The sequence below is a fragment of the Azospirillum sp. A23 genome (assembly GCF_042938965.1).
Classification (GTDB): Bacteria; Pseudomonadota; Alphaproteobacteria; order Azospirillales; family Azospirillaceae; genus Azospirillum; species Azospirillum melinis.
Genome location: NZ_CP170667.1, coordinates 412,733 through 429,675 on the forward strand (window position 1 = coordinate 412,733; position 16,943 = coordinate 429,675).

The window sequence follows — 16,943 nt, forward strand, 5'->3', positions numbered from 1 at the left end:
GACCGAAACGCTCGGTCCGCCTACTTTGTCCGTTTGAACTTTCCCTTACCAGCATCGAGCACCCATGGCCCGTCTTCCGATCCTCGTCGCCCCGCATCCGATCCTGAAGCGCAAGGCGCAACCCGTCGCCGAAGTGGATGCGCGCGTCGTCAAGCTGATGGACGACATGGTGGAGACCATGTACGACGCCGCCGGCATCGGTCTGGCCGCTCCGCAAGTCGGTGTGCTCGACCGTGTCATCGTCGTCGACGTCCATGAGAAGGGCGAGCCGCCGAACCCGATCCGCCTCGCCAACCCGGAAATCGTCTGGTCGTCGGACGAGAAGGCGGTGTGCGAGGAAGGCTGCCTGTCGGTGCCGGAACAGTACGCCGACGTCACCCGGCCCGTGCGCATCCGCGTCCGCTATCTGGATGAAAAGAACCAGCCGCAGGAGATCGAGGCCGACGGAATGCTCGCCACCTGCATCCAGCACGAGATCGACCATCTGAACGGCGTTCTGTTCGTCGACTACCTGTCGATTCTGAAGCGGAACATCCTGCTGAAGAAGGTCCAGAAGATGCAGAAGGCCACGGCCTGACCAGTCGCAAAAGACCGGCCGCAACACAGATCGGCGATACACATCCGATGACCCCGCTCCGTCTCGTCTTCATGGGCACGCCGGATTTTGCCGTGCCCAGCCTTGCCGCGCTGATCGAGGCGGGGCATCAGGTCGTCTGCGCCTACAGCCAGCCGCCGCGCCCGGCCGGTCGTGGCCAGCAGGTGCAGAAATCGCCCGTCCACCGCTTCGCCGAGGAGCACGGCATCCCCGTGCGCACGCCCAAGAGCCTGCGCAATGCCGAGGCCCAGGCCGAGTTCGCCGATCTCAAGGCCGATGCCGCCGTGGTCGCCGCCTATGGCCTGATCCTGCCGCAGCCGATCCTCGACGCGCCGCGGCTGGGTTGCGTCAACGTGCATGGCTCGCTGCTGCCGCGCTGGCGCGGGGCGGCGCCGATCCAGCGCTCCATCCTGGCCGGCGATGCCGAGACCGGGATCACCATCATGCAGATGGACATCGGGCTCGACACCGGCGCCATGCTGTCTCGGGAAGCGGTGGCGATCACCCCCGCCACCACCGCCAGCAGCCTGCATGACGAGTTGGCTGCACTCGGCGCCCGCATGATCGCCCCGGCGCTGGACGGGCTGGCCGCCGGCACGCTGGCCGCCGTGCCGCAGCCGGAAGACGGCGTTACCTACGCCGCCAAGCTGACGCGCGAGGATGGCCGTCTCGACTGGAACCGGCCCGCCGCCTATGTCGAGCGGCAGGTTCGCGCCCTGACCCCCTGGCCCGGCTGCTGGTTCGACGCTTCCAATGGTGAGCGCATCAAGGTTCTGGCCGCCGAACCCGCTTCCGGAGCCGGCACGCCCGGCACCCTGCTGGACGACCGGCTGACGGTCGCCTGCGCCGGCGGGGCCGTTCGGCTGACCAGGGTGCAGCGGCCGGGCAAGGCGCCGGTCGATGGTGCGGCTTTCCTGCGCGGCTTCGCGCTGGCGGTCGGGCAGCCGGTCTCCGCTCCCGAAGCCGCCGAACCCGTGGCGGATTGACCATCGTGCAGCGCTGGAAACTGACCGTCGAGTATGACGGCCGTCCCTTCGTCGGCTGGCAGCGCCAGGACAACGGCCCCTCGGTCCAGCAGAGCCTGGAGGAGGCGGTGCAACGCCTGTCGGGCGAGGTGGTGCGGGTCCATGGCTCCGGCCGCACCGACGCTGGGGTGCATGCGCTGGGACAGGTCTGCCATTTCGATCTGGAGAAGCCCTTCACCGGCCTGAAGCTGCGCGACGCCCTGAACTTCCACTTGAAGCCGGCGCCCGTCGCGGTGCTGGAGGTGGAGGCGGTGACGGAGGATTTCCACGCCCGCCTGACCTCGACCGGCCGCGCCTATGTCTACCGCATCGTCAACCGCCGGGCGCCGCTGGCGCTCGATGCCGGCCGGGCCTGGCACGTCACCCGCCCGCTGAACGCCGAGGCGATGCATGAAGCGGCGCAGGTGCTGGTCGGTCAGCATGACTTCTCCAGCTTCCGCGCCGCGCTGTGTCAGGCCAAGTCGCCGGTGAAGACACTGGACCGGTTGGCCGTGGAGCGTGAGGGCGAAGAGATCCGCGTCCATGCCGCCGCGCGATCGTTCCTGCATCATCAGGTCCGCAACATGGTCGGCACGCTGGAACTGGTCGGTGCCGGCAAATGGACGGTGGACGATGTCCGCCGCGCGCTGGACGCCCGCGACCGTGCCAAGGCGGGGCCGACCTGTCCGCCGGACGGGCTCTACTTCATGGCGGCGCGTTACTGAAGCGGGTCAGTTGCTGATGCGCTCCGGCTGTTCGGGCATGGCGTCGAGCGACTTCAGCAGCCTGTCCGTGTCGACGCCCTGGGCGCAGAGGCCGGTGGCGGTTTCGCCGAAATCGACCAGACCGTGGTAGCGGGGCGGCCGGGCCCGTTCGAGCGGGACCAACCAGGCCTTGTGCCCCCGTGCCGCCAAGCCGTCGAAATACAGTCGTTGGGTACGGAACAGCACATTCGTTTCCCGCGGATCTCCGATGACCAAGATCCGGCGCGCCGGATCGTTGGGAATCAGGTCGAGCGAGCGGTAGGGATCGAACCAAGTCTCCGGCTTTGCCAAGCGGGTCTTGACGCCATGCGCCTGGAGGTAGGCTTCGTAAGCAGAGGCACCGGACGAGATGACGGCGCATTTCAGGTCGGTGCGGCGGGCCAGGAATTCGGCCGTCAGCGTGCCTCCGGCACTGCTTCCACCGAGCGACCATTGCCCGATGCCATAGCGCTTCTTGAGCAGATCGAGATGGGCGTTCATCAGCGCCGCCTCGCGCGGGGTATGGCGCATGGTCCAGAATTTGCCGGAACTGCCATAAGCTCCCGGACGGGCCAGGAAAATGAAGGGCACGCCGAAGCGTGCCGACAAGACCCGTTCCTGTTCGATCATGCCGGCGACGCTCAACCCCTCCTGATGCCCGATCTGCTGCGGCCTGGAACCCATCACGTCGCCATGCATCCAGGCCGCGACGATCGGATTTGAGCCGGGCTTCAGGCCGGCCGCGTAATAGCGCAGGCATTCGCCGCGACCGTCGACCTCCACCCAGCTGGCGGTTTCCAGCGCCTCAAACTCGGCGCATTGCGTGCGGGTGACGCTTTTCCCGGCTGCGACAACCGTGTTGGTGAAGGTTTCGTCATTGGGCCGGGACTGCGCGTGGGCGGGGACTGCCGCGACGATGGCGAGGCCCACCAGACACAGGGAGCGGAACGACATGGCGGACAAGCCTTTTGTGGCGACAGCTGAAGGAGGGTGGTGGAGGTGGCGGGGCATCGTCAACCGCCTTCCAGCCGTTCCCGCTCCGCCGTGAAGACGGCCACCAGATGCTCGATCACCGTGCGTACCCGCGGCACGTCGCGGCGGTCGCGGTGAACCAGCAGCCAGACCTCGCGGGTTAATGGCGAGCAGGGCGGCGGACCGGACAACGGCTGCCGCACCAGTCCCGGCACGCCGTCCGCCAGCATGCAGGGCAGGAAGGCGATGCCGAAGCCGGCGACCGCCGCCGCAAGCTGCCCCTGCACGCTGTTGGAGCGGAAGGCGACACGCCGGCCGCCGCCATGGCGGTCCAGCCACAAAGCCTCCGGCAACTCCGCCATCGACTCGTCATAGGCGATCAGCGTGTCGGGCGCGTCCGGTGCCGCGTACAGCCCATAGCCCAGCGTCGCCAGCCGCCGCCCGACCAGATCGCCGCGCTGCGGCCGGGCCAGCCGGACCGCCAGATCGGCCTCCCGCCGGGCAAGGCTGAGAGTGCGGTTGTCGACGATGATTTCCAGGTCCAGGGCCGGGTTGGCGGCCCGCAGCGGCCCCAGTCGCGGGATCAGGAAGATGTCGGCCAGCGCCTGGGTCATGGTCAGCCGCACGGTGCCGGTCAGCCCCGCTGCATCGCCTTCGCGGCGGCGGATCGCCTGTGCCCGTTCGTCCATCGCCTCGGCCAGGGCGCGGACGCTTTCACCGTCCTCGGTCAGGACATAGCCGTCGGGCCGGCGCTCCATCAGGCTGCGGCCGAGCGTTGTCTCCAGTGCGGCCAGCCGGCGTCCGACCGTGGCGTGGCTCAGCCGCAGGCTGCGTGCCGCCGCCGACAGGCTGCCGGCGCGTGCCAGTTCCAGGAAGACGCGCAAATCGTCCCAATCGAGCGGGCCTGTGAATTTCTGAACAGCCATCGTGCAAGCATAGCGAATGGTCGCACATCGGTGAACAGGGCAGCATCGCCGTCATCGATTCTCAGCGACCACGGAGCATCTCCCGATGACGACTCTTCCTGCCCGGACCCTACGCCAGATCGTCGGTGCGCCGTCCACCCCCGCCCCCTTGGACAAGGCGGTGCTGGTGCTGATCGACCTTCAGCGTGAATACACCGACGGCGCCCTGCGGCTGTCGGGAGTCGATGCGGCGGTGGAGCGGGCGGCGGAACTGCTGGAGCTGGCCCGCGCCAACGGCGTGCCGGTGATCCACATCGTCCACCACACCGCGGCGGGCGCCCCGGTGTTCGACCCCACCGGGCCGCTGGCGGAAATCCTCCCGGCCGTCGCCCCGCGCGATGGGGAACCGGTGATCGTCAAGAAGCTCGCCAACGCCTTCGCCGGAACGGAGTTGCAGACGGTTGCGCGCGACAGCGGGCGGACGGAGATGATCGTCGCCGGTTTCATGACCCACAACTGCGTGAGCAGCACGGCGCGGTCGGCGGTGGACCATGGCTGGCGGGTGACGGTCGTGGCATCGGCCACCGCCACCCGCGACCTGCCGGACGGCAGGGGCGGCGTGGTGCCGGCGGCCGACACCCAGCGCGGCGTGCTGACCGGCCTGTCCGACAGCCTCGCCGTGGTGGTCGAGGATGCGGGCGCCTGGGAAAAAATCCCCTCTCTCCCCCGGGGAGAGGGTTAGGGTGAGGGGGACGCGCGGCGGCCCCTTACCGAGAATCCACCCTATGCATCCCCCTCACCCCGACCCTCTCCCTGGGGGGGAGAGGGGGATTCCTTACTTCTTCTCGGCCTTCCAGTAGTAGTTGGTGTCGAAGCTCGGGCCCCAGACGAGGCCGCTGACGCTCTTGCGCTCGGCGACCATCTCGGTCTGCTGGAACATGATGACGAAGGGCGAGTCGGCGAGGACCGAGCGCTGCAGCTCCTCGTACATCTGGGCGCGCTTGGCGCCGTCGCGCTCCTCGATGGCGGCGGCGGTCTTCCTGGTCAGTTCCGGAATGTCCCAGGCGTTGCGCCAGGCCAGCGGCTTGGACTTGGCGTTATCGCTGTTGTCCGGGTTGGAGGCGAAGGTGTCGGCGTTGGAGTTCGGGTCCTGATAGTCCGCGCCCCACTGCTGGATCATGAGTTCGTGGTTGCGGGCGCGGTACTTGGTCAGCACCTGCTTGCCGTCGCCGGGGATGATCTCGATCTTGATGCCGGCCTTGGCGGCGCTGGCCTGGATCGCCTGGGCCATGTCCTGGGTCGGGTTGGTGTTGCGGACGTCCATGCTGACGGTGAAGCCATCGGGATAGCCGGCCTTCGCCAGCAGCTCCTTCGCCTTGGCCGGATCGTACTTGTAGGGGTTGTCGTTGACGGCCCCGAGGAAGCCCTTGGGCAGGAAGGCCTGATGGACGGCGCCGATGCCGTTCATGATGGATCCTGCCATGCCGTCATAGTCGACCAGATACTTGAACGCCTCGCGCACCTCGGGCTTGGCCAGGGTGGCGTTCTTCTGGTTCAGGCTGAGATACCACAGCGTGCCCTTCGGCGCCTGGACCAGACGGATGGCGTCGCTCGACTTCAGCGGTTCGAACTGCTCCGGCTTCAGGTTGCGCGCGACATCGACGTCGCCCTTCTCCAGCAGCAGGCGCTGGGTCGCCGGTTCCGGGATGTGGCGGATCAGCACGCGCTTCAGCTTCGGCGCGCCGCGCCAGTATTTCGGGTTGGCGTCGAAGGTCAGCAACTCGCTCGCCTTCCACTGCTTCAAAATGAAGGGGCCGGAGCCGGCGGAGTTGGTCTTCAGCCAGCCGGCACCGAAATCGCCGTCCTTCTCCTTGCCCTTCACCAGCTTGGAGTCGACGATGGAGGCCACGTCGGCGGTCAGGCAGTAGAGCACGAAGGTCGGCGCATAGACCTTGTCGGTGGTGAAGACCAGCGTCTTCGGATCGGTGGCGCGCACCATCCGGTCGACATTCTCGGGCGTCAGGCCGAACTGGGTCAGGATGAAGGCCGGACCCTTGTTCATCTTCACCGCGCGGGAGAAGGACCACGCCACATCCTCGGCCGTCATCGGGTTGCCGGAATGGAAGGCGATGCCGTCGCGGATCTTGAAGGTGAAGGTCTTGCCGTCGGGCGACACGGTCCAGCTTTCGGCGGCCTCCCCCTCGATCTTGCTGACGTCGTTGACGTCGAAATGGATCAGCCGGTCATAGACCTGGGCGCTGTATTCGGCGCCCGACAGCTCGAAGATCTCGCCGGGGTCGAGGCTGACGATGTCGTCGAACTGCCACGCCATCACCAGCGCGTCCTTCGGCGTGTCGGCGAAAGCGGGGGCGGCGAAACCGGCGAGGGCGAGAGCGGCGGCACCAAGAACTGTCTGCGCAATGAGGCCGCGCTTGAAGCTGGTCATCCGTGAAGTCTCCCTGGAGGCCCATTCGGGCGCTGTTGAGGGACGGAATCTTCCCGCCGCCTTCCATCGCATGTCAACCCGGCTGGAAGGCAGGTTTGATGTGGGACGGGTTGCAATTCGCAGGGAAAGCGCCTAGCTCCTATCGCCCCCCGGCACCATTCTTGTCTTTGCGGACATTCGGCAGAAGGAAACCACCGTCATGGGCTATACCGTCGCGGTCATCGGCGCCACCGGCAATGTCGGGCGCGAGATCCTGCAAACGCTGGCCGAGCGGAAGTTCCCGGCCGACAAGGTCATCGCTCTGGCCTCCGAGAAGTCGATCGGCCAGGAGGTCTCCTATGGCGAGGACGAGATCCTCAAGGTCCAGGATCTCAACAAGTTCGACTTCCATGGCGTGGACATCGTGCTGTCGTCGCCCGGAGCCAAGGTGTCGGCCATCCATGTGCCGCGCGCTGCTGCCGCCGGGGCCATGGTGATCGACAACACCTCGCAGTTCCGCATGGATCCCGACGTGCCGCTGGTGGTGCCGGAGGTGAACCCGGAGGCGCTGGTCGGCTATCGCAAGCGCGGCATCATCGCCAATCCCAACGGTGCCACCATCCAGATGGCGGTGGCGCTGAAGCCCTTGCACGACCGCTTCAAGATCCGCCGCGTCGTGGTCTCGACCTACCAGTCGGTGTCGGGCGCCGGCAAGGAGGCGATGGACGAGCTGTTCACCCAGACCCGTGCCATCTTCGTCAACGATCCCGTCGCCAAGAGCGTCTTCCCCAAGCAGATCGCCTTCAACGTCATCCCCCACATCGACGCCTTCATGGAAGATGGCTCCACCAGGGAAGAGTGGAAGATGACAGTGGAGACCAAGAAGATCCTCGATCCCAAGATCAAGGTCGCCGCCACCTGCGTCCGCGTACCGACCTTCATCGGCCATGCCCTCTCGATCAACATCGAGACGGAGGAGCCGATCAGCGCAGAGGAGGCCCGCATCGTCCTGCGTGCTGCCCCCGGCATCTCGGTGGTCGACCAGCAGACCGGCGACGGCTATATCACCCCGGTGGAGATCGCCGGCGAAAACCCGGTCTTCGTCAGCCGCATCCGTGACGACATCACGGTCGAGAATGGCCTGTCCTTCTGGTGCGTCGCCGACAATCTGCGCAAGGGTGCCGCGCTGAACGCCGTGCAGATCGCCGAGCTGCTGGTGCGCGATTACATGGTGGAGTGAAGGGACGGGTGGGGGCACAGTGCCGGCGCTTCCCACCCTTACAAATTGTCGGTAGGCTGAACCGTCCCACCTGACCGGGCGGTTCCGTGCTCCGCATCCTGCCGCTGTTGTGCCTCGTCCTGCTGATGCTCACCGGGTGCGGCGTCGATGCCGACCAGGACGTGCTGTGCCGAAAGCTGATCCCGGCCTTCGAACCCGGCCGCGTCACCGACCTGTCCACCCGCAGCTATACCGAAGACAAGCGGGTGCTGCGCGTCGATTACCACAGCGGCAGCCAGTCCCATTGGATCGCCTGCCGTTTCGCCGGCACGTCGATGGAGGAGGGACGGCGCACCCTGGTGGCGGTGGCGACCGACCGCAGCGGCTGGCTGACCGACATCCGCTTCGCCATGCTTCAGCAATGGCTGCGCATCAGGCCGCCGCGCGATGCCATCGGCGGCGTCGTCGAGACTGAAAGGCCGCAGCCGACGCGCTGGACGCCCGTCCTGTTCCTGGCTCAGCAAATCATCAACGCTGCCACCGTCGCCTGCGTCTATGGGCTGCTCGCGCTCGGCTACACGCTGGTCTACGCCATCCTCGGCCAGATCAATCTGGCGATGGGGGAACTGACCATGGTCGGCGCCATGGTGACGGCGATGGCGGCGGCCGGGCTCGGCATGGCCGGCTGGGCGACATGGCCGCCGGCGCTGCTCGGCGTGCTGGTTCTGGTCATCGGCTTCACCGCGGTGCAGGGCTGGACGATGGACCGGCTGGTCTTCCGCCGTCTGCGCGGGGTGCGCAGCCACACGCCGTTGATCGTCGCGGTCGGACTGTCCATCGCCTATCAGGAGGGGGTGCGGCTGCTGCATGGCGCGCGCGACTGGTGGCCGGCACCGGTGCTGACCGGCCGCTACGACCTGTTGAGCGACGGTGCCTTCACCGTCACCGCGCTGACCGCGCAACTGGCGATCCTCGTGCTGACCGGCGGGCTTTACGCGGCGCTTTGGGGGATCATGCAGCGCACCGCCTTCGGCCGGGCGCACCGGGCCTGCACAGACGACATCGCGGCGGCGGAACTGGTCGGGGTGGACGTCAACCGCACGGTGGCGGCGACCTTCGCCATCGGCGGCGGGCTGGCCGCGGCGGCGGGGGCGGTGATCGCGCTCTATTACGGCGGGGTGAACTTCTTCACCGGCTACCTGATCGGCTTCAAGGCGCTGGCCGCGGCGGTGGTCGGCGGCATCGGCTCGGTACCGGGGGCGATGCTCGGCGGTGCCCTGCTGGGGCTGGTCGAGACCTTCTGGTCAGCCTATTTCGCGCTCGCCTACAAGGACATCGTGGCGTTCGGGCTGCTGACGCTGTTCCTGATCTATCGGCCGCAAGGGCTGCTGGGGCAGGCGAGAGGCAGGGGGGACTAGCAAGAAGCTTTGCTGTGGGTGCCCCCTCCCTCCGCAATCGGAGAGAGGGGGTCGAAGAGAGGGGGCGAACAGCCCTTACAGCGTGCGGACGTCCGTCAGGTGGCCGGTCACCGCCGCCGCCACGGCCATCGCCGGGCTGACGAGGTGGGTGCGGCCGCCGCGGCCCTGACGGCCTTCGAAGTTGCGGTTCGAGGTCGAGGCGCTGCGCTCGCCCGGCGCCAGACGGTCGGCGTTCATCGCCAGGCACATGGAGCAGCCCGGCTCGCGCCACTCGAAGCCGGCCTCGGTGAAGATCTTGTCCAGACCCTCTTCCTCGGCCTGCTCCTTGACCAGACCCGAACCGGGAACCACCAGGGCGCGGACGCCCTCGGCGACCTTGCGGCCCTTGGCGAGGTCGGCGGCGGCGCGCAGGTCTTCGATGCGGCCGTTGGTGCAGGAACCGATGAACACGGTGTCGACCTTGACGCTCGACAGCGGCTGGCCGGGCGTCAGGCCCATGTAGGCGAGCGAGCGCTCGACGGCGGCGCGCTTGCCCTCGTCGGCGATGTCGGCCGGGTTCGGCACGGTCGCGGTGATCGGCAGCACGTCTTCCGGGCTGGTGCCCCAGGTGACCTGCGGCGCGATGTCGGCGGCGTTCAGCACGACGGTGGCGTCATAGACCGCACCTTCGTCCGACGGCAGCGTCTTCCAGTACTGGACGGCCTGCTCGAAGGCGCCGGCCTTCGGCGCCAGGGCGCGGCCCTGGACGTAGGCGAAGGTCTTCTCGTCCGGGGCGATCAGGCCGGCGCGGGCGCCGCCTTCGATCGCCATGTTGCAGACGGTCATGCGGCCTTCCATCGACAGCTCGCGGATGGCTTCGCCCGCGAACTCGATGACGTAGCCGGTGCCGCCGGCGGTGCCGATCCTGCCGATGATGGCCAGCACGATGTCCTTGGCGGTGACGCCCGGGTTCAGCGTGCCGTCCACGCGGATCAGCATATTCTTGGCCGGCTTTTGCAGCAGGGTCTGGGTGGCCAGCACATGCTCCACCTCCGACGTGCCGATGCCGAAGGCCAGGGCGCCGAAGGCACCGTGGGTGGCGGTGTGGCTGTCGCCGCAGACGATGGTGGCGCCGGGCAGGGTGAAGCCCTGTTCCGGGCCGACGATGTGCACGATGCCCTGGCGGACGTCGTCCATCGGGAAATAGCGGACGCCGAAGTCGCGGGCGTTCTTGTCCAGCGTCTCGACCTGGATCCGGCTTTCCTCCTCGACGATGCCCTTGGAGCGGTCGGTGGTCGGGACGTTGTGGTCGGGCACGGCGAGAGTGGCTTCCGGACGCCGCACCTTGCGGCCGGCGACGCGCAGTCCTTCGAACGCCTGCGGGCTGGTCACTTCATGGACCAGATGGCGGTCGATATAGAGGATGCAGGTGCCGTCGTCCTGGCGATGCACGACGTGGCTGTCCCAGATCTTGTCGAACAGAGTGCGCGGCTTGGACATCGGAAAAACTCTCTCTCGCGGTACGACAGGCGCAGAAGAAATGGAGGCCGCACCATAGCCTTGTGTCGTGCCGGGGACAAGCATTGCGCTACGTCTGTCGTCGCAAGCCTGTCCCCCGCAATATTATGACACTGGAGGCCGATGAGGGGCGACCGGTGAGGGGGTGCTCAGGGCAGCATCTTGCCGGGGTTCAGCAGACCGTTGGGGTCGAGCGTCGCCTTGATGGCGCGCAGCATGTCGAACTCCACCGGGCCCTTGATCGCCGGCATCTCGTCCTTCTTGAAGCGGCCGACGCCATGCTCGGCGGAGATCGAACCGTCGAGCTTGAAGATCACCTCGTTGACGACGTGGCAGATCTCGTCCCAGCGGTCGAGATAGGCCTTGGTGTCGGCCCCCTCGGGCTGGCTGAGGTTGAAGTGGATGTTGCCGTCGCCGACATGGCCGAAGGGGGTCGGACGGATGCCGGGGCAGGCCACCGCCACCGCCGCTTCCGCCAGTTCAATGAACTCGGCGACGCGGGAGACCGGGATCGACACGTCGTTCTTGATCGAGCCGCCCTCGAACTTCTGCGCCTCGACGATGGCCTCGCGGATGAACCACAGCTGCTTGGCCTGGGCGTCCGACTGGGCCAGCGTGGCGTCGGTCGCCAGCTCTGCCTCGAACGCCTCACCCAGCGCGGTCTCCACCGTCTCCTGGAAGGCGTCGGACTTGGTGCCGGCGGTCAGCTCCGTCAGGACATACCAGGGCGACGGCTCCGACAGCGGGTCGATGGTGCCGGTGACATGGCGGAGGGCGAAGTCCAGGCAGCGGCGCGACATCAGCTCGAAGGCCGACACGGCGTCGCCGGAGGCGGCGCGCAGGCGGGCCAGCAGCTCGATGGCGGCGGCCGGGCTGGGCACGGCGACGAAGGCGGTGATCGACTGGCGCGGGCGCGGGAACAGCTTCAGCACTGCGGCGGTGACGATGCCCAGCGTGCCTTCGGCGCCGATGAACAGGTTTTTCAGGTCGTAGCCGGTGTTGTTCTTGCGCAGGCGGCGCATGCCGTCCCAGACGCGGCCGTCGGCCAGCACCACCTCAAGTCCCAGCACCAGGTCGCGGGTGTTGCCGTAGCGCAGGACGTTGATGCCGCCGGCATTGGTGGAGATCAGGCCGCCGATCTGCGCGGTACCCTCCGCCCCCAGGCTCAGCGGGAACAGGCGGTCGGCGTCGGCGGCCGCCTCCTGGATGCTGGTCAGCACCACGCCAGCCTCGACCGTCATGGTGTAGTTCAGCGTGTCGATGTCGCGGATGCGGTTCAGGCGCGACAGGCTGAGAACGATCTCGCGCCCTTCCTCATAAGGGATCGAGCCGCCGACGAGGCTGGTATTGCCGCCCTGGGGCACGATGGGGATGCCGGCCTCGGCGCAGATCTTCACGACCGCCGCCACCTCGGCGGTGTTGGCCGGGCGGACCACCGCCGGGCTGTTGCCCTTGAAGCGCCCGCGCCACTCCGCAAGGTAGGGAGCCATGTCGGCGGCGTCGGTGAGGATGCCGGACGGGCCGACGATGGCGCGGATCTGGTCGAGAGCGGCGGCGATGTTGGTCATGGCGCTTGAGGTCCGGCAGCTGGAAGTGTCGCGGTGAAACGCGACACTTCTACAATCTAGCCGCCCCCATTTCCATGCAACTGTTGCGCAGACCAGCCGACACGCGGTTCGTTAGCTCCGCGGTGCCGCCGCCCGGCGCAGGCGGTCGTTGATCGCCAGACCCAAACCGACATCGGGGATCGGCATCACCGCGATGCGGCGGGCGCCGCTCTGGTCCAGGCTGCGCAGGTGGGAGAACAGGTTGGCGGCGGCCTCGTTGAGGTCGCCCTCCAGGCTCAGGTTCAGCCGCGTGGTGCCGCCGAAGACGAAGCGGTCGGGGCCGAAGGTCAGGAAGGCCTCATCCTCCTCCGCCGCCGACGCGTTCAGGCGCACCGCGGCGTTGGGGGCGTAGTGGCTTTCCAGCTGGCCGGGCGATTTCGGCGCGGTTGGATCGCCGGCCGACAGGCGGACCGGGCCGATCAGCCGCTCCATCTCGTCGGGCAGCACGGCGCCGGGGCGCAGCAGCACCGCTTCCGGACCGGTCAGGTCGATGACAGTGGACTCAAGGCCGACCATGCATTTGCCGCCGGTGACGATGGCATCGACCCGGTCGCCCAGGCTTTCAAGCACATGATGCGGGGTGGTCGGGCTGACGGCGCCGGAGCGGTTGGCGCTGGGGGCGGCAATCGGCTTGCCGGCGGCGCGCAGAATCGCCTGCGCCACCGGGTGGTTGGGCACGCGGATGGCGATGCTGTCCAGCCCGGCGCTGACCAGCAGCGACAGGGCGGAGTTGGCCGGGCGCGGTACGACCATGGTCAGCGGGCCGGGCCAGAACTGCGTCGCCAGATCGTGGGCGCGGTCGTCGAACAGGCCCCAGGAGTGGGCGGCGACCAGATCGGGGACATGGACGATCAGCGGATTGAACTGCGGCCTGCCCTTGGCGGCGAAGATTGCGGCCACGGCGCGGTCGTCGGTGGCGTCGGCCCCCAACCCATAGACCGTCTCGGTCGGGAAGGCGACCAGACGGCCGGCGCGCAGCAGGTCGGCCGCGCGGGCAATGCCGGTGGGGGTGGCCGGGATCAGCGCCGGGCGCTTCTCACCGGTATCGGGTGCGGAATGGTCGGTCACGGCGTCTTTCTAGCCCGTGCAGCACCGGTGTCAATTCGCGCGGTTGCACCGGTGCCATGCCCAAGGTTATGAGGGGAGTGCGCAATCAACCAACACAACATGATGGGTGCGGGCATGACGGGCAAGGTCTTCACCGTGGCGCAGCAGAAAGGCGGCGCCGGCAAGACCACGCTGGCGGCCCACCTCGCCATCGCCTGGGCGCAGCTCGGCTACAAGGTCGCCACCGTCGACATCGACCCGCAGGGCAGCCTGACCCGCTGGCATGCCGTGCGGTCGGAGGCCACCGGCGGCCAGCCCGGCTTCACCCATGTGCAGATCACCGGCTGGCGCACCCAGGCGGAGGTGGAGAAGCTGGCCCGCTCCCACGACATCGTGGTGATCGACAGCCCGCCCCATGCCCAGACCGAAGCGCGCATCGCCGTCCGCGCCGCCACGCTGGTGGTGGCGCCGGTGCAGCCGAGCCCGATGGATTTGTGGGCGGTGCATCCGACCATCGATCTGGCGGCGCAGGAGAGGCGCCGGCTGCTGCTGGTTCTGAACCGGGTGCCGCCGCGCGCCCGCATCGCCGACGAACTGGTCGGCAAGGTGCATGAGCTGGTCGCGCCGCCGGCGGTGGAACTGGCGACGGCGCAGGTTGGTAACCGCACCGCCTATGCCGGCACGCTGATGACCGGGCTTTCGGTGACGGAGGCCGCACGCAAGACCCAGGCGGCAGCCGAAATGCAGGCGCTGGCGGAAGAGATTTTGCAGCGGGCTTGAGTGGGCGGGTTTGAGGGGGCGCTCCTCGCAGAGTCAGCCCCCGCTCAACCTCAGTCCTTGAACTCGCCCATCGCCGACTGGATGTAGTTGGGCAGACCGATGTCGTCGATCAGGCTCAGCTGGGTTTCCAGATAGTCGATGCGCTCTTCCGACTCTTCCAGCAGTTCGGACAGCTCGTCGCGCGACACGTAATCGGCCTTCTCCTCGCACACGGAGATGGCGTGGGCGATGCGGTCGCGGGCCTCGCGCTCGGCGGCGAGGTCGCTGGACAGGATCTCCGGCACATCCTCGCCGATGTGCAGCTTGCCGAGGTCCTGAAGGTTGGGGATCGCCTCGATGAACAGGATGCGTTCGATGATCTCGTCCGCGCTCTTCATCACTTCGATGGAGGCGTGATACTCCCACTTGCCCAGTGCCTTGACGCCCCAGTTCTTCAACATGCGGGCGTGCAGGAAATACTGGTTGATCTGCGTCAGCTGGTCCTTCAGGACGATCTGAAGCTGGACGATGACGTCGCTGTTGCCCTTCATGATCCGTCCTCCGCTCAGGTGGGGAAGCCGCCCATGGCCGACTGCAGGTAATTCTGCAGGCCGAGCATGTCGATCAGGCCAAGCTGCTGTTCCAGCCAGTGGGCATGGTCTTCTTCGGTGTCGACCAGCAGTTCCAGCAGGATGCGGCGGGTGTCGTAGTCCTTTACCTGCTCGCAATAGGCGATTGCTTCCTTGAGCGCGGCCACCACCTCATATTCGAGGGTCAGGTCGTTGCGCATCATCTCCGGCACGGTCTTGCCGATGTGAATCTGGTCGCGGCTGGCTACATCGGGCGTGCCTTCCAGGAACAGGATGCGGCGGATCAGCTTGTCGGCGTGCTCCAGCTCTTCGACCCGCTCGTGCGAGATGCGCTCGCTCAGCGCCTTGAGGCCCATGTCCTCCATGGTGCGGGCATGGGACAGATACTGGTCGGCCGCGCTCAGCTCACCGGTAAGCAGCTTGTTCAAACGGTCCAGGACCCCTTGATCGCCTTGCATGATGCGATACTCCAAAATAGACGATTTGTCGCACCTTGGCACAGCCGAAGGACTCGCACAATAAAAATCTCAATTTGAAACAATGATGTAGTTGATAGTCACTATCAATTGGGGCGATGCAGCCTGCCCAAAATACAGTCAGGGCCGGACTCCTGTTTTGCGAATCAATGTCAATTGCGATAAGGGAGGATTTCCGCGGAATTCCCGGCCCGCGCTGCCGGCTTTGACTTGCGGCGGTGCAGCGATGCTTGGGCGGGAGAACGGGCCGGCCCGCATGCCGGTTCCAGCCGCGGCAATCGGGGCCGCCGCATTGAGGCAGGGGCCGTTCCGTGCTAACAGACCGCGGGATTTCTCCGCCCTTCATTCCAACGACAGCCGGATTGCGGCCATGACGACGACCACCCCCTCGGCTCCCGTCTCGGAGTTCCTGCGCACCCTTCAGGATCGCGGGTTCATCCACCAGTGCACCGACTTCGCCACGCTGGACGAGCGTGCGACGAAGGGGCCGATCGTCGCCTATATCGGCTTCGACTGCACCGCCGACAGCCTGCATGTCGGCAGCCTGCTGCCGATCATGATGCTGCGCTGGCTGCAGAAGACCGGTCACAAGCCGATCGTCCTGATGGGCGGCGGCACCACCAAGATCGGCGACCCGTCCGGCAAGGACGAAGCGCGCCAACTGCTGACCGACGAGGTCATCGCCAACAACATGGCGGGCATCAAGCGCATCTTCGGACGCTACCTGACCTTCGGGGACGGTCCGACCGACGCGGTGATGGCGAACAACGCCGACTGGCTGGACGAGCTGAAATACATCCCGCTGCTGCGCGACATCGGCCGGCATTTCACCATCAACCGGATGATGAGCTTCGAGTCGGTCAAGCTGCGGCTGGACCGCGAGCAGCCGCTGACCTTCCTGGAATTCAACTACATGATTCTCCAGGCCTACGATTTCGTGGAGCTGAAGCGCCGCCATGGCTGCACCTTGCAGATGGGTGGGTCGGACCAGTGGGGCAACATCGTCAACGGCGTCGAACTCGGCCGCCGCACCGACGGCGCCGACCTGTTCGGCCTGACCACGCCGCTGCTGACCACCTCGTCGGGCGCCAAGATGGGCAAGACGGCGGCCGGCGCGGTGTGGCTGACCGCCGACAAGCTCAGCAGCTACGATTTCTGGCAGTATTGGCGCAACACCGAGGATGCCGACGTCGGCCGTTTCCTGCGCCTCTACACCGAACTGCCGCTGGACGAGGTGGCTCGGCTGGAGAGCCTGCAGGGCGCCGAGATCAACGAGGCCAAGAAGATCCTCGCCAACGAGGTGACCAAGCTCGCCCATGGCGAGGAGGCCGCGCTTGAGGCCGCCGAGACCGCGCGCCGCGCCTTCGAGGAAGGTGCCGCGGCCGAGGGGCTGCCCAGCATCGAGGTCGCCCGTGCCGATCTGGAAGCCGGCCTGCCGGTGGTCGACCTGCTGGTGGCGGCCGGGCTGGCCGCGTCGAAAGGCGAGGCGCGCCGCCTGATCAAGGGCGGCGGGGCCAAGTTGAACGACGGGCCGATTGCCGACGAGACGGTGAAGGCGACCGCGGCGGACCTGAACGCCGACGGCGTTGTGAAGCTCAGCGCCGGCAAGAAGCGCCACGCGCTGGTGAAGGTGGGCTGACGGCTTTGCAGGGGAGGGGCGCCGGCAGACAGTTGCCGGCGCTCCTT

General features: G+C 67.3%; 16 protein-coding genes. 8 read left to right on the top strand and 8 right to left on the bottom strand.

Annotation, left to right across the window (positions count from 1 at the left end):
* Positions 1-64 precede the first annotated feature (64 nt).
* From def to truA, 3 genes are read left to right on the top strand one after another with little or no spacing between them, the layout of a single operon-like run.
* Positions 65-577, top strand: a complete 513-nt coding sequence (gene def / locus ABNQ40_RS19265) for a peptide deformylase (protein ID WP_109047955.1) — start codon at positions 65-67, stop codon at positions 575-577.
* Between the two features lie 47 nt (positions 578-624).
* Complete coding sequence (gene fmt, locus ABNQ40_RS19270; protein ID WP_109047954.1) at positions 625-1,581, top strand: methionyl-tRNA formyltransferase; 957 nt, start codon at positions 625-627, stop codon at positions 1,579-1,581.
* 5 nt (positions 1,582-1,586) lie between these two features.
* Positions 1,587-2,324, top strand: coding sequence for a tRNA pseudouridine(38-40) synthase TruA (truA, locus tag ABNQ40_RS19275; RefSeq protein WP_109490715.1), 738 nt, complete (start codon positions 1,587-1,589; stop codon positions 2,322-2,324).
* A 6-nt stretch (positions 2,325-2,330) separates the two neighbouring features.
* Here the strand turns inward: truA and ABNQ40_RS19280 are convergent, their stop codons facing one another.
* On the bottom strand, positions 2,331-3,296 hold the full coding sequence (locus ABNQ40_RS19280; protein ID WP_109047953.1) for a S9 family peptidase: 966 nt from the start codon (positions 3,294-3,296) through the stop codon (positions 2,331-2,333).
* Between the two features lie 59 nt (positions 3,297-3,355).
* Positions 3,356-4,240, bottom strand: coding sequence for a LysR family transcriptional regulator (locus ABNQ40_RS19285; protein WP_109047952.1), 885 nt, complete (start codon positions 4,238-4,240; stop codon positions 3,356-3,358).
* A gap of 85 nt (positions 4,241-4,325) precedes the next feature.
* Between ABNQ40_RS19285 and ABNQ40_RS19290 the strand changes: the two genes are divergently transcribed.
* Positions 4,326-4,961, top strand: coding sequence for a cysteine hydrolase family protein (locus tag ABNQ40_RS19290; RefSeq protein WP_109047951.1), 636 nt, complete (start codon positions 4,326-4,328; stop codon positions 4,959-4,961).
* Between the two features lie 93 nt (positions 4,962-5,054).
* Here ABNQ40_RS19290 and ABNQ40_RS19295 read toward each other — a convergent pair whose 3' ends face one another.
* Complete coding sequence (locus ABNQ40_RS19295; RefSeq protein ID WP_109047950.1) at positions 5,055-6,665, bottom strand: ABC transporter substrate-binding protein; 1,611 nt, start codon at positions 6,663-6,665, stop codon at positions 5,055-5,057.
* Positions 6,666-6,864: 199 nt separating this feature from the next.
* On the opposite strand from ABNQ40_RS19295, the gene ABNQ40_RS19300 reads away from it, so the two are divergent.
* Positions 6,865-7,884 carry an aspartate-semialdehyde dehydrogenase gene (locus ABNQ40_RS19300; protein ID WP_109047949.1) on the top strand — a complete coding sequence of 340 codons (1,020 nt, stop codon included), beginning with the start codon at positions 6,865-6,867 and terminating at the stop codon, positions 7,882-7,884.
* An 86-nt stretch (positions 7,885-7,970) separates the two neighbouring features.
* Entirely contained in the window at positions 7,971-9,281 is a 1,311-nt protein-coding gene (locus tag ABNQ40_RS19305) for a branched-chain amino acid ABC transporter permease (RefSeq protein ID WP_109047948.1), read from the top strand.
* A 75-nt stretch (positions 9,282-9,356) separates the two neighbouring features.
* Here ABNQ40_RS19305 and leuC read toward each other — a convergent pair whose 3' ends face one another.
* The 3 genes from leuC to ABNQ40_RS19320 all read right to left on the bottom strand — a co-directional run bounded on the left by leuC (position 9,357) and on the right by ABNQ40_RS19320 (position 13,453).
* On the bottom strand, positions 9,357-10,760 hold the full coding sequence (leuC, locus tag ABNQ40_RS19310) for a 3-isopropylmalate dehydratase large subunit (protein WP_098739155.1): 1,404 nt from the start codon (positions 10,758-10,760) through the stop codon (positions 9,357-9,359).
* A 167-nt stretch (positions 10,761-10,927) separates the two neighbouring features.
* Positions 10,928-12,346 carry an FAD-binding oxidoreductase gene (locus ABNQ40_RS19315; protein ID WP_109047947.1) on the bottom strand — a complete coding sequence of 473 codons (1,419 nt, stop codon included), beginning with the start codon at positions 12,344-12,346 and terminating at the stop codon, positions 10,928-10,930.
* 111 nt (positions 12,347-12,457) lie between these two features.
* A complete protein-coding gene (locus ABNQ40_RS19320; RefSeq protein ID WP_109047946.1) occupies positions 12,458-13,453 on the bottom strand; it encodes an L-threonylcarbamoyladenylate synthase in 996 nt (331 codons plus the stop codon).
* 114 nt (positions 13,454-13,567) lie between these two features.
* On the opposite strand from ABNQ40_RS19320, the gene parA reads away from it, so the two are divergent.
* Complete coding sequence (gene parA, locus ABNQ40_RS19325; RefSeq protein WP_109445569.1) at positions 13,568-14,212, top strand: ParA family partition ATPase; 645 nt, start codon at positions 13,568-13,570, stop codon at positions 14,210-14,212.
* A gap of 50 nt (positions 14,213-14,262) precedes the next feature.
* On the opposite strand, the gene bfr (ABNQ40_RS19330) is transcribed toward parA, so the two are convergent.
* Positions 14,263-14,742 (bottom strand): bacterioferritin, encoded by a 480-nt coding sequence (bfr, locus tag ABNQ40_RS19330; protein ID WP_109047945.1) that lies wholly within the window; start codon positions 14,740-14,742, stop codon positions 14,263-14,265.
* A 14-nt stretch (positions 14,743-14,756) separates the two neighbouring features.
* Entirely contained in the window at positions 14,757-15,239 is a 483-nt protein-coding gene (gene bfr, locus ABNQ40_RS19335) for a bacterioferritin (RefSeq protein ID WP_109047944.1), read from the bottom strand.
* A 388-nt stretch (positions 15,240-15,627) separates the two neighbouring features.
* Here bfr (ABNQ40_RS19335) and tyrS point away from each other — a divergent pair, with 388 nt between their 5' ends.
* Positions 15,628-16,896: a tyrosine--tRNA ligase gene (gene tyrS / locus ABNQ40_RS19340; protein WP_109047943.1), complete on the top strand. Its 1,269-nt coding sequence runs from the start codon at positions 15,628-15,630 to the stop codon at positions 16,894-16,896.
* Positions 16,897-16,943 lie beyond the last annotated feature (47 nt).

What these genes read in the sequence shown, in the direction of transcription:
- parA (WP_109445569.1), top strand. Translation starts at nt 13,568, where the DNA reads ATGACGGGCAAGGTCTTCACCGTGGCGCAGCAGAAAGGCGGCGCCGGC.
- ABNQ40_RS19285 (WP_109047952.1), bottom strand. Translation starts at nt 4,240, where the DNA reads ATGGCTGTTCAGAAATTCACAGGCCCGCTCGATTGGGACGATTTGCGC.
- bfr (WP_109047945.1), bottom strand. Translation starts at nt 14,742, where the DNA reads ATGAAGGGCAACAGCGACGTCATCGTCCAGCTTCAGATCGTCCTGAAG.
- leuC (WP_098739155.1), bottom strand. Translation starts at nt 10,760, where the DNA reads ATGTCCAAGCCGCGCACTCTGTTCGACAAGATCTGGGACAGCCACGTC.
- def (WP_109047955.1), top strand. Translation starts at nt 65, where the DNA reads ATGGCCCGTCTTCCGATCCTCGTCGCCCCGCATCCGATCCTGAAGCGC.
- fmt (WP_109047954.1), top strand. Translation starts at nt 625, where the DNA reads ATGACCCCGCTCCGTCTCGTCTTCATGGGCACGCCGGATTTTGCCGTG.
- tyrS (WP_109047943.1), top strand. Translation starts at nt 15,628, where the DNA reads ATGACGACGACCACCCCCTCGGCTCCCGTCTCGGAGTTCCTGCGCACC.
- ABNQ40_RS19295 (WP_109047950.1), bottom strand. Translation starts at nt 6,665, where the DNA reads ATGACCAGCTTCAAGCGCGGCCTCATTGCGCAGACAGTTCTTGGTGCC.
- ABNQ40_RS19300 (WP_109047949.1), top strand. Translation starts at nt 6,865, where the DNA reads ATGGGCTATACCGTCGCGGTCATCGGCGCCACCGGCAATGTCGGGCGC.
- ABNQ40_RS19315 (WP_109047947.1), bottom strand. Translation starts at nt 12,346, where the DNA reads ATGACCAACATCGCCGCCGCTCTCGACCAGATCCGCGCCATCGTCGGC.
- bfr (WP_109047944.1), bottom strand. Translation starts at nt 15,239, where the DNA reads ATGCAAGGCGATCAAGGGGTCCTGGACCGTTTGAACAAGCTGCTTACC.
- ABNQ40_RS19280 (WP_109047953.1), bottom strand. Translation starts at nt 3,296, where the DNA reads ATGTCGTTCCGCTCCCTGTGTCTGGTGGGCCTCGCCATCGTCGCGGCA.
- ABNQ40_RS19290 (WP_109047951.1), top strand. Translation starts at nt 4,326, where the DNA reads ATGACGACTCTTCCTGCCCGGACCCTACGCCAGATCGTCGGTGCGCCG.